We start from the raw sequence: 12,199 nt of genomic DNA on the forward strand, positions 1-12,199 counted from the left end.
CCCGCCGTACGTCCCTGATCAACTCGAATTAGGACTAGGCAGGCTTGGCACGATCGCTAGTATCCCCCCAAATTGAGTCACAGGGAGGGACCTCAAGTGGTCAACCACAAGATCTCGCGTCGTACGCTTTTGACTGGCACTGCCGCGGCTGGCGCGCTCAGCCTGACGGGCTTGCCGGCGCGGGCCGAGTTGAACTGGAAGAAGTACGCCGGCACCAAGCTTGAGGTGATCCTCGCCAAGGGGCCGCGCGGCGACAACCTGCAGAAGAACATCAAGGAGTTCACGGAGCTCACCGGAATCCAGGTGGAATCCGAGCAGATTCCCGAGCAGCAGCAGCGCCAGAAGGTCGTGATCGAATTCACCTCGGGCCGGCCGAGCTTCGACGTCGTCCATCTCAGCTATCACGTGCAGAAGCGCCAGTTTGAGAAAGCCGGCTGGCTCGCGGACATGACGCCCTTCATGAAGGATCCGACGCTGACCGCGCCGGATCTCGTCGAGAGCGATTTCTCGGCCGCCGGCCTGCAATACGCCAAGAACGACAAGGGGCAGATGCTGTCCCTGCCCTGGTCGGTCGACTATTTCATCCTCTACTACAACAAGGAGCTCTTCCAGAAGAAGGGCGTCGCGGTACCCAAGACGCTCGACGAGATGGTCGCGGCCGCCGAAAAGCTGACCGATCCCAAGGAAGGCACCTATGGCTTTGTCGGGCGGGGCTTGCGCAATGCCAACATGGCATTGTGGGGCAACTTCTTCGTCGACTATGGCGGTGAATTCCTCGATGCCAAGGGCAACATCCTGACCGATGGTCCGGAAGCCGTCGAGGCGACCAAGCTCTATCAAACGTTGCTGACGAAATCGGCCCCTCCCGGCGTTGCCGGCTTCAACTGGATGGAGTCGATGGCCTCGTTCACCCAAGGCCGCTCGGCGATGTGGATCGACGGCGTCGGCTGGGCGCCACCGCTGGAGGATCCCGCAGCCTCGCGCGTCGTCGGCAAGGTCGGCTACACTGTCGTGCCGGCCGGGCCAAAGGGACAGTATTCGGCAACTTACGGCGACGGCATCGGCATCGCCGCGGCGAGCAAGAACAAGGAAGCCGCCTATCTGCTCTGCCAATGGGTGGTCTCGAAGAAGCAGGGCGCGCGGCTGCTGCAGGCCGGCGGCGGCGTGCCGTTCCGCAACTCGATCCTGAACGATCCCGAGATCCAGAGCGGCGTGAAGATGCCCAAGGAGTGGCTGCAATCGGTGATCGACTCCGCCAAGATCAGCAAGCTCGGCCTGCCCGTCGTGATTCCGGTCGCCGAATTCCGCGACATTGTCGGCGCGGCGCTCACCGCGACCTTGTCCGGCGCCGATCCCGCAGCCGAGCTGAAGAAGGCCAACGACCAGTACCGGCCGATCCTGGAGCGTAGCGAGAAGACGTGAGTGCGTTGACACAATCGACTCCGGCCGCGGCACGATCCGATGCCGCGCCGGAGAAGGAATTGCGGCCGCCGTCCTACTGGCCGTTCGTGGTGCCGGCGCTGGTCGTCGTGCTCGCGATCATCATCTTCCCGTGGGTCTTCACCATCTGGATGAGCCTGAACGAGTGGAAGGTGGGCTCGCCGACCAGTTTCGTCGGGTTCTCCAACTATCTGCGGCTAACCAGCGATCCGCGCTTCATCGAGGCAATCGGGCATACGCTGGTCTACACCGCGCTGTCCGTGCTGCTGCCGCTCGTGCTCGGCACGTTCGCGGCCGTGGTGTTTCACCAGAACTTCGCCGGCCGCGGCTTTCTGCGCGGCGTCTTCATCATGCCGATGATGGCGACGCCTGTCGCGATCGCGCTGGTCTGGACCATGATGTTCCACCCGCAGCTCGGCATCCTGAACTACCTGCTGTCGCTGGTCGGAATTCCCGCGCAGCTCTGGGTGTTTCATCCTGCAACCGTCATTCCCTCGCTGGTGCTGGTTGAGACCTGGCAATGGACCCCGCTGGTGATGCTGATCGTGCTCGGGGGCCTTGCCGCAATCCCGACCGAGCCTTACGAGAGCGCCCAGATCGACGGCGCCAATCTCTGGCAGGTGTTCCGCTTCATCACGCTGCCGCTGATCATGCCGTTCCTGTTCATCGCCGGCATGATCCGCATGATCGACGCCGTGAAGAGTTTTGACATCATCTTCGCGATCACGCAGGGCGGACCGGGCTCGGCCTCGGAGACCATCAACATCTACCTCTACAGCGTCGCCTTCACCTATTACGACCTCGGCTATGGCTCGGCGATCGCCGTGGTGTTCTTCCTGCTGATCGTCCTGCTCGCCGCGGTGATGCTCTACGCCCGCCAGCGCATGCTGTGGACCGAAATCGCGAGCGGCGCATGACACCCCGTCAAATTATCGGCCAGATCGGCCTGTGGCTTTCGGTGTTCGTCATCGTCTCGCCGGCGATCCTGTTCTTCCTCTGGATGCTATCGCTGTCGCTCAAGTTCGAGGTCGACAATGCCGCCTACCCGCCGGTGTTCTTTCCGGATCGCATCGCCTGGAAGAACTATGCCGACGTGCTCGCCTCCAACCGCTTCCTGACCTATTTCACGAACAGCCTGATCGTCACCGGCAGCGCGACGCTGCTGGCGCTGCTCGTCGGCGTCCCCGCCGGCTACGGCATAGCGCGCATGGCCGCGCATAAATCCGCGATCGTGATCCTGATCGCCCGCATCACGCCGGGCCTGTCCTATTTGATCCCGCTGTTCCTGCTCTTCCAGTGGCTCGGCCTGCTCGGCACGCTGGTGCCGCAGATCATCATCCATCTCGTCGTCACCGTGCCGATCGTGATCTGGATCATGATCGGCTATTTCGAGACCACGCCGATGGAGCTGGAAGAAGCCGCCCTGATCGACGGCGCCGGCCGCTGGCAGGTGTTCCGCCACGTCGCGCTGCCCATCGCCAAGCCCGGCATCGCGGTCGCCTTCATCCTCGCGGTGATCTTCTCCTGGAACAATTTTGTGTTCGGCATCGTGCTGGCGGGACGCGAGACGCGCACCCTGCCCGTTGCGGTCTACAACATGATCTCGTTCGACCAGCTCAGTTGGGGACCGCTGGCCGCTGCCGCGCTGATCGTCACCTTCCCGGTGCTGCTGCTGACCGTGCTGGCGCAGCGGCAGATCGTCGCCGGGCTGACGGCGGGGGCCGTGAAGGGCGGGTAACAAATGAAACGGCCGGGCAACTCATTGCCGCCCGGCCGCGTTCGATGTCTCGCTTCTTTACTCCGCCGGTGCGGCGTGCATCTCCGGATGCGCGGCGTAGTGCTCGGTGGTGCCGAGCTTGCTGGCCACGAACAGGCCGGCTGCCATCACGGCATAGGCGAGCGCGACCGCGGGCGTGACGCCGAAACCGCCGCCGATGCCGACAGCCTCGCCATGCATGAAGCCGAAATAGGTCAGCACCGCACCGACCAGCGCGAAGGCTGAGGCTTTCTCGAAGTCGCGCTCGATGATGAAGACGCCGATCGCGCCGAGGATGAGGCCGCCGAGGATGGAGCCGCCGCCCATCACCTCGAGACCGTGATAGAACACGCCTTGCTGCGGCAGCGCCGCAACCGCAGCCGTCTTGACCGCATCGGCCTTGTCGGCCGCCATGCCGCCGACGGTTGCCGCCGCCGTCATGGTCGAGGCCAGCATCGTGTCGATCTGGAGCTTCGCCCAGGCGGCCAGATGCGGCGTCAGCGCCAGCACGATCGCGGGCGCGTGCTTGACCGGCGTGGTCTGGAACGCCTGCGCGCCGATCAGCATGCCGATATAGAGCAGGATCGGCGAGATCGCGACGACCGGCACCAGCGCCAGCAGCACCGAGATGATGCCGAACCAGGCCAGCACCACCACCATGATGCCGGTCGCGGCCGAATAGCCGATCCGGCCGCCCATCGCCTTCCAGCCGGGATGGCCGATATAGACGGCGTTGATGAAGGGGTTGCCCATCAGGCAGCCGATCAGACTGACGACGCCGTCGGCGGTCAAGACACGCGTGGTCGGATATTCGTCGCCGGCCGCTTCGGCGCTCTCGACATTGTCCATGGCCTCGACGAGGTCGTAGATGCCGAACGGAACGGCGGTGACCAGGATGATGCCGAGGAACTCGAAGCCGGAGAAGACGTAGCCGACGGCGGGAAGCGGCACCGAGAAGCCGAAATTGGCGAAGGCCGCGCCGACGCCCGCAATGCTCAGTCCACCAAGGCCAAGCCCGAACAGGTTTGAGCCCCAGGCGATGATCATGCCGGCCGCGATCGCGACGAGGCCCGCGGGGATGCCGCGCCAGTATTTCACGCCGCCGAACCAGCTCACCAGGATGATAGCGAAGCAGACGAGGCCGATCTGCGGCGTCATGTACATCTCGAGCGCCGGGCGCATCGAGATGAAGGTGACGGAGACGCCGGCGAGCGTACCGAGCAGCGCGGCGCGCGGCGTGATCTTGCGAATGAACGGCGCGATGAAGCCGCCGATCATCAGGATAAAGCTCTGGAAGAACACCCAGACGAGACCCGCCGACCAGCCCTTGAGCGGATCGCCGGTCTTCAGCGTGATCGGCAGCATGATCACGAAGGTGACGATGAACATGTGCGGCACGCTGACGCCCGAGGGCAGCGCGCAGACGTCGTTGCGGCCAGTCTTCTGCGCGAGGCGATAGGCGAGATACGCATAATAGAAGGTGGACAGGCACATCATCAGCCCGAGCGCGGGCAGGATACGGCCGAACACGAGACTGTCCGGCATCTTCAAGACGAAGCGCAACAGGCCCGTGAGCACGAGCATGTTGACGAGGATGTTGGTGCCGAAGCCGAAAAACGCGTTCCAGTCGCCAGATGTCCATAGTGCCGGCTTGAAATCGGACTTGTTCAGATCAGAACTGCCGGCCGTCCCCGTCAATGTGCTCATGATAATACCCCTATGTGGTCGAAACCTTCATTGCCTCCAGAACTGCGGCTGAATCCGCGACCCAGCCGAAGATGCCGCCCTGGGCCTTGATCATCTTCAGGCCCATCTCGTGAAACTCGGGGAAGTAGGATGCGCAGCCGTCCGAGATGACGACGCAGCGATAGCCGCGATCATTAGCCTCGCGCACGGTGGTGTTGACGCACACCTCGGTGGTGACGCCGCACACGAGCAGATTCTCGATGCCGTATTTCTCCAGCACGTCCGTGAGCTCGGTGGCGTAGAACGCGCCCTTGCCGGGCTTGTCGATCACGACCTCACTGTCGAGCGGATAGAGCTCGGGAATGATGTCGTGGCCGGCTTCGCCGCGAATGAGGATGCGGCCCATCGGGCCGGGATCGCCGATGCGAAGGCTCGGCGCACCGCGCTCGACTTTTGCCGGCGGCGCGTCGGACAGATCGGGCAGATGGCCCTCGCGGGTGTGGATCACAAGCATGCCGGTGTCGCGCGCCGCCTTCAGCAGCGCGCCGATCGGCTTCACCGCGCGCGCGAGCTGGCTGACGTCGTTGCCGAGCGTCTCGCCGAAGCCACCGGGCTCCATGAAATCGCGCTGCATGTCGATGATGAGAAGCGCGGTGGCGGGCCAGTCGAGCTTGATCGGCTCGGGCTCGGCGCTGATGACGCCCGGTGTCGGCTTGGCTGAGTTCAACATGACGCAGGCCCCCGCGAGAACTCTCTGTGCCAGGAGTTCTGCAAGCGCCGTGCCATTGTGTACAATTGCGAGAGGGCGCGAGTGGCCAACGAATTTGCTGTTTAGTCAGACGGTTACGTCGGTGATCGACGTCTGCTCATTCCCTGTGCGAAGTCCTCGCGACGTGCATTTGCTTAAAGGATGAGCGCTCTCCGCCGTCATTCCGGGGCCTTGCGAAGCGTCGAGCCCGAAAATCCATTGGCCCACAATGTATGAGGTGAAATGGATTCTCAGATGCGCAATTGCGCATCATAATTCGCGCTGCGCGCGCCCCGGAATGACGAGTAGAGACTACCGCCCCGCCCCATACAGCTGCCGATACTCCTCCTCATACGGCGCATACGAGTCCTTCAGCGTCGCCATGTTGAGCAGCATGGTCGCGACCAGCGTGCCCGTCTTGTCGAACACGCGCGTCCTGACCCAGGCGCTCTCGGTGCGGCGGCTGCCGGACAGCGCGACCACTTCGCGCTCGACTTCATATTGCTCGCCCTCGAAGAGCGGGCCCTTCACCAGGCGGATCTCCTGGTCGGCAAACAGGCCGACGGCAGGTCCCTTGGCCGGCAATGGATCCTCCTTGGAGCGGTACTGGAACAGCACGCTCAGCATCTCCATCGGGATGATCGGTCGGCCCCACGGGTTGTCCGTGCCCGAATAATACGGCGAGCTCTCGGTGATGACGGCGAGCTTCTGCCTGAGCGAGAAGGGGTAGAGGTCGCCCATGTTTTGGTCGAACGCCATCCGCACCGTCTGCCGCTTGCTGGTCTGCGCCACCTTGACGTCACGCAGGATGACAGAATCGGCCAGCGGCTTGAGCTCAGTGAGGCGGCTCTCCAGCGCAGTCGCGACCGTCGCGCCGCCGACCGAAGCCGTCCCCCGCAGCACCTCGGTGCCGTCGCGCTTCACCATCTGAATCTGGCACTGGCTTGTGCCCGGCAATGGCTTCGACAGGATCGCCTGCACCTCCTCGCCCTCGTAGCAGACGCTGCGGTAATGCGCCGACAGGCAGCCGCTCTCGAACCAGGCCTGTCCCCAGAGCCGTGCGCCGAGCGGGACGAACTGGCTGAAATGCGTCGGACCTTCGATGGTGCCGCCCTTGAACCCCAACTTCTGGGCGGTGGTGTCGTCGTGGATGGAGGCGTGCGCGTCGTAGGTTTGCGCCTGCAGCATCTGACGCGGCCTGCGCCACGGGCCGATCAGCGCCTCCGCGGTCTCGGTGATCTCGGTCTCGAACGCGTTCGCAGTCATGGCTTTCCTCCACAGGCAGCCATGACTAACAGGACCGCCACGGATGCGGCCAGCGATATTGACTTCGGTAGTCCATGCTTTTGACTGTCACAATTCGCGTCGCGCAGCCGCCCCCTCCCGCAGCGCAAAATCCCGCCGAGCCACGACGACAAGGACTCCTGAAATGACGCTGATGCAGGTCGAGCTGGACGATAAATACCGGCTCGAATCGAAGCGGATCTTCCTGTCCGGCACGCAGGCCCTGGTCCGCCTGCCAATGTTGCAGCGCGAACGCGACCGGCTGCAGGGGCTCAACACCGGCGGCTTCATCTCAGGCTATCGCGGTTCCCCGCTCGGCATGTATGACCACGCGCTGTGGCGCGCGAAGTCGCATCTTCAGCAACACGACATCGCCTTCGTTCCGGGCCTGAACGAGGACCTCGCGGCAACCGCGGTCTGGGGCAGCCAGCAGGTCGGCCTGTTTCCCGGCGCCAAGGTCGATGGCGTGTTCGGCATCTGGTACGGCAAGGGCCCCGGCGTCGATCGCTCGGTCGATGCGCTCAAGCACGCCAATGCGGCCGGCACCTCGCTCAACGGCGGCGTGCTGGCGCTTGCCGGCGACGACCATGGCTGCCAGTCCTCGACGCTGGCGCATCAGAGCGAGCAGGTGTTCGCGGCGGCAATGATCCCCGTGATCAATCCCGCCACGCTGCAGGACTATCTCGATCTCGGCCTCTATGGTTTTGCGCTGTCGCGCTTCTCCGGCTGCTGGGTCGGCTTCAAGGCGATCAGCGAGACCGTGGAAAGCTCGGCCTCGATCTATAGCGACCCCGAGCGCATCAAGATCGTGCTGCCCGACGATTTCGAAATGCCGCCCGGCGGTCTCAACATCCGCTGGCCCGATCCGCCGCTGGAGGCTGAGAAGCGCCTGTTCGGCCCGAAGATGCAAGCGGTGCAGGCCTTTGCCCGCGCCAACCAGCTCGACCGCATCGTGCTTGATTCAAAGCCGGCCCGGCTCGGCATCGTCGCCACCGGCAAGGCCTATCTTGATCTGCGCCAGGCGCTGGCCGATTTGGGCATCACCGACAAGGACGCGCAGGATCTCGGTCTTCGCATTTACAAAGTCGCGCTGACCTGGCCGCTGGAGGAAAGCGGCGCGAAGCGCTTCGCCGAAGGTCTTGAGGACGTGCTCGTTGTCGAGGAGAAGCGTGGTTTCATCGAAGATCAGCTGATGCGCATCCTCTACAACATCGACGCTTCAAGGCGCCCGACCGTCACGGGCAAGCGCGACGAGCGCGGCGCGCCGCTGCTACCGAGCGAGGGTGAGCTGACGCCGACGATCGTTGCCTCCGCCCTCCTCGCACGGCTGCGTAAGCTCGGACATCACAGCCCGGTGCTGGAGCAGCGCCTGGCGCGGCTCGAGGCGTTCGACAATCCTGTCACCACCAGCAACCAGATCAAGCTCGCGCGCACGCCGTTCTTCTGCTCGGGCTGTCCGCACAACTCCTCGACCCGCGTGCCCGAAGGAAGCCGGGCCATGGCCGGCATCGGCTGCCACGGCATGGCCCTGAGCATGCCGACCCGCCGCACCGACCTGATCTCGCATATGGGCGCGGAGGGCGTGAACTGGATCGGTCAGTCGCCCTTCACCACCGAGACGCACATTTTCCAGAATCTCGGCGACGGCACCTATACCCACTCGGGGCTGCTTGCGCTACGCGCCGCTTCGGCCGCGGGCATCAACATCACCTACAAGATCCTCTACAACGATGCCGTCGCGATGACCGGCGGCCAGCCGGCCGAAGGCAGCTTCAACGTCGCGCAGATCGCACATCAGGTCTGGGCCGAGGGCGTCAAGCGGCTTGCGATCGTCTCCGACGATCCCAGTAAATATCCAGGAGGCAACTACTTCCCGCAGGGCGCGACCGTCCATCACCGCCGCGAGCTCGATGCCGTGCAGCGCGAGCTGCGCGAATTCAAGGGCCTCACGGTCATCATCTACGACCAGACATGCGCTGCGGAAAAGCGCCGCCGCCGCAAGCGCGGGCTCTATCCCGATCCCGCCAAACGCGCCTTCATCAACGAACTGGTCTGTGAAGGCTGCGGCGACTGCTCGCAGGCCTCCAACTGCGTCTCGGTGCAGCCGCTGGAGACCGAGTTCGGCCGCAAGCGGCAGATCGACCAGTCGAACTGCAACAAGGACTTTTCCTGCGTCGAGGGCTTTTGCCCGAGCTTCGTCACCGTGCATGGCGGCACGCTGAAGCGGATGAAGACCTCGACGGTCGATTCCGGCCAGCTGTTCGCCGATCTGCCGCTGCCGGCCGCGCGTGAGCTGGACGGACCCTACAACATCCTCGTCACCGGCATCGGCGGCACCGGCGTCATCACCATCGGCGCCCTGCTCGGCATGGCCGCCCATGTCGACGGCCGCGGCTGCTCGGCGCTCGACTTCACCGGCCTGTCGCAGAAGAACGGCGCGGTGATGAGCCATGTCCGCATCGCGCCGAAGCCGGAAGACATTTCTGCGGTGCGCATCACCACCGGCGGTGCCGACGTCATCCTCGGCTGCGACATGATCGTCTCGGCCGGCCCGACCGCGCTGAGCCGCGCCGAACGCGGCGTCACCAGGGCCTATATCAACGCCGATCTGCAGCCGACCGCGAGCTTCGTGCAAAATCCCGATCTCGATTTCGAGATGGGCACGATGCAGACCGTGCTGCGCGACGCCATCGGCGACAAGAACCTCGATATCATCGACGCCACGGGCATTGCCGCCGCGCTGATGGGCGACAGCATCGCGACCAATCCCTTCATGCTCGGCTTCGCCTTCCAGAAGGGCGCCATCCCGCTGTCGCTGGAGGCCCTGCTCCGCGCCATCGAGATCAACGGTGCCGCGATCGAGATGAACAAGCTCGCTTTCACTTGGGGCCGCCTTGCCGCCCACGACATGCCGCGGGTGCGCAGCGTGCTCCAGTTCAAGAACCGGGCATCAGCGCCGACGAAATCGCTCGACGACATCATCGCGACCCGCGCGGAGTTTTTGACCGGCTATCAGGACAAGGCCTACGCCGACCGCTATCTCGCCACGGTCGCCAGCGTGCGCAAGGCGGAAACGGCCGCCGCGCCGGCCTCGACGGAACTGACCGAGGCGGTCGCGAAAAACCTGTTCAAGCTGATGTCGTACAAGGACGAGTACGAGGTCGCGCGGCTCTACACCGATGGCAGCTTCGCCCGAAAGGTCTCCGAAAAATTCGACGGCGACTTCACACTCAAATACCACCTGGCACCGCCGATCTTCGCCAAGCGCGACAAGGCAACGGGCCGGCTTCAGAAGCAGGAGTTCGGCGGCTGGATGATCCACGCCTTTCGCGTGCTGGCGAAGCTGAAGTTCCTGCGCGGCGGCGCGTTCGATCCGTTCGGCCGCACCGAGGAGCGCCGCACCGAGCGGAAGCTGATCGAGGACTATGTCGGCATGATCGACCAGCGCATCGCCGGGCTGAACGCGGAGCAGATCCCGCTGCTGGCGCGGCTCGCGCGCGTGCCGGAGACGATCCGCGGCTTCGGCCATGTCAAGGAAGCCAATGTCAAGCGCGCGGCGGCCGAAACGGCGCGGCTCGAAGCGGAGCTCGAGAACAGCCGATTTGCGGCGGCTGCGGAGTGACGGCTAGGGCCCACACTCTCTCCCCGTCATTGCGAGGAGCGAAGCGACGAAGCACTCCAGACTGCCTCCGCGGAAAGGTTCTGGATTGCTTCGCGACGCTCGCAATGACGCAGATATAGCGGGTACGACAATCATACAGACGCCTTCGCAGCACTCGGCGCTATCGTCGCACCCTCCGCCAGATGCCGCCCCGCGATGTATCCGAACGTCAGCGCCGGGCCCAACATGATGCCCGGTCCAGGACAATTGCCGTTCATGATCGAGCCCATGTCGTTGCCGCAGGCATAGAGTCCCGCGACCGGCGTGCCGTCCTCTCGCAGCACGCGAGCCTGCGCATCGACCTTCATGCCGATGGCGGTACCGAGATCGGCGGGATGGATGCGCATCGCGAAGAATGGTGCACGGACGATCGGAGCGACGCAGGGGTTGGGCTTGTGAGCGGCATCACCGAAATGGCGCTGATAGCTGGTGCTGCCGCGGCCGAACTCGGGGTCACGGCCTTCCCGCGCGCCTTCGTTGTAGCTTGCAAGCGTCGCCGTGAGCACAGAGGGCTTGATGCCGATCTTCGCGGCGAGCTGCGCGACATCAGGAGCCTCGATCAGTTCGCCACTGGCGACATACCGCCGCACACTGCGCGTGAACGGCTTGATGCGGCCGAGGCCGTAGGTCCACAGGAACGCGTGGTCACAAATCAGGTAAAACGGCCGGTCCGGCTTGCCGTTGCCGTCGCGCAGCATGGCGAGCACGACCTCGTGGTAGGACAGTGCCTCGTTGACGAAGCGTCGCCCCGCGGCGTTGACGGCGATCACGCCGGGCTTGGCGCGGTCGGTCACCATATGCGGGAACACGCCGCGGCTGCCGTCGGCACGGCGGAACAGCGAGGCCGGCACCCAATAGGCCGGGCTGGTCGCCTCCGTGTTGAGGGCGGCACCGACTGTAGCTGCAAGCCGAAGCCCGTCGCCGGTGCCTGACGGGTTGGTCGCTGAGACAAATCCCGCCGCCGCAGGAAAGAACCGTTTGCGCAAAGCAGCGTCGTGCGAGAAGCCGCCGGTTGCCAGCACCACGCCGCGACGCGCCGCGATCAGGCGATCGCGCGCGCCATGGCGGATTACCACCCCGGCGACGCGATCGCCCTGCATCGACAGATCCTCGACATCCGCACTGAATAGGATCTCGACCTGCTGCGCCAACAGCGAAGCGAACAGCCGCGCCGCAAGCGCGTTGCCGAGATGCAGCATCATGCCGCGCGGCGAGCGGAGCCGCTGCAACGCGTATGCGGACACCAGCTGCGCCGCGCGCAAGGTCGAGCGCAGCGATTTTCCGACACGCCACAGATGCGGAACGTCGAGCCGGTTGACCATTATCCCGCCGAACAGCGTGGACTCCGGCAGCGGCGGCCGCAGCCGCGCGAACGCCCGGCCAAGCCGTCTGCCGTCGAAAGCCAACGGCTCGAGCACACGACCGCGGGACGTGGCGCCCAGCCGCTCCGGATAATAATCCGGACAAACCTTCAAGGGCTGGAGCCGCAACTCGGTGTTGGCTTCGAGCCAGGCGACAGCCTCCGGCCCGCGCGCGAGGAACGCGGCGCGAAGGCCCGCATTGGCGGGCTCGGGTACCGTGCTCGACAGATACTGGACGGCATCAGTGATACTGTCGGAAAGCC

General features: G+C 64.6%; 8 protein-coding genes. 4 read left to right on the forward strand and 4 right to left on the reverse strand.

From position 1 onward, the window contains the following. Nucleotides 1–96: 96 nt before the first annotated feature. From A5906_RS31090 to A5906_RS31100, 3 genes are read left to right on the forward strand one after another with little or no spacing between them, the layout of a single operon-like run. On the forward strand, nucleotides 97–1,422 hold the full coding sequence (locus A5906_RS31090) for an ABC transporter substrate-binding protein (protein WP_080138996.1): 1,326 nt from the start codon (nucleotides 97–99) through the stop codon (nucleotides 1,420–1,422). Next, complete coding sequence (locus A5906_RS31095; protein WP_080138997.1) at nucleotides 1,419–2,357, forward strand: carbohydrate ABC transporter permease; 939 nt, start codon at nucleotides 1,419–1,421, stop codon at nucleotides 2,355–2,357. The genes A5906_RS31090 and A5906_RS31095 overlap by 4 nt, the downstream gene beginning before the upstream one ends. Further along, nucleotides 2,354–3,178 (forward strand): carbohydrate ABC transporter permease, encoded by an 825-nt coding sequence (locus tag A5906_RS31100; protein WP_080138998.1) that lies wholly within the window; start codon nucleotides 2,354–2,356, stop codon nucleotides 3,176–3,178. The genes A5906_RS31095 and A5906_RS31100 overlap by 4 nt, the downstream gene beginning before the upstream one ends. Before the next feature lie 57 nt (nucleotides 3,179–3,235). On the opposite strand, the gene A5906_RS31105 is transcribed toward A5906_RS31100, so the two are convergent. The 3 genes from A5906_RS31105 to A5906_RS31115 all read right to left on the reverse strand — a co-directional run bounded on the left by A5906_RS31105 (nucleotide 3,236) and on the right by A5906_RS31115 (nucleotide 6,896). Next, nucleotides 3,236–4,903 carry a regulator gene (locus A5906_RS31105; protein WP_080138999.1) on the reverse strand — a complete coding sequence of 556 codons (1,668 nt, stop codon included), beginning with the start codon at nucleotides 4,901–4,903 and terminating at the stop codon, nucleotides 3,236–3,238. 10 nt (nucleotides 4,904–4,913) lie between these two features. Next, nucleotides 4,914–5,612 (reverse strand): cysteine hydrolase family protein, encoded by a 699-nt coding sequence (locus A5906_RS31110; protein ID WP_080139000.1) that lies wholly within the window; start codon nucleotides 5,610–5,612, stop codon nucleotides 4,914–4,916. A gap of 330 nt (nucleotides 5,613–5,942) precedes the next feature. Next, on the reverse strand, nucleotides 5,943–6,896 hold the full coding sequence (locus A5906_RS31115) for a hypothetical protein (RefSeq protein WP_080139001.1): 954 nt from the start codon (nucleotides 6,894–6,896) through the stop codon (nucleotides 5,943–5,945). A gap of 163 nt (nucleotides 6,897–7,059) precedes the next feature. Between A5906_RS31115 and A5906_RS31120 the strand changes: the two genes are divergently transcribed. After that, nucleotides 7,060–10,536 (forward strand): indolepyruvate ferredoxin oxidoreductase family protein, encoded by a 3,477-nt coding sequence (locus tag A5906_RS31120; protein WP_080139002.1) that lies wholly within the window; start codon nucleotides 7,060–7,062, stop codon nucleotides 10,534–10,536. A 131-nt stretch (nucleotides 10,537–10,667) separates the two neighbouring features. On the opposite strand, the gene A5906_RS31125 is transcribed toward A5906_RS31120, so the two are convergent. Beyond that, nucleotides 10,668–12,199 (reverse strand): FAD-binding protein (locus A5906_RS31125; protein WP_245326992.1); only part of this gene is annotated, 1,532 nt, incomplete at its 5' end.

Origin of the sequence: Bradyrhizobium sacchari (assembly GCF_002068095.1) — a bacterium.
GTDB classification, from domain to species: domain Bacteria; phylum Pseudomonadota; class Alphaproteobacteria; order Rhizobiales; family Xanthobacteraceae; genus Bradyrhizobium; species Bradyrhizobium sacchari.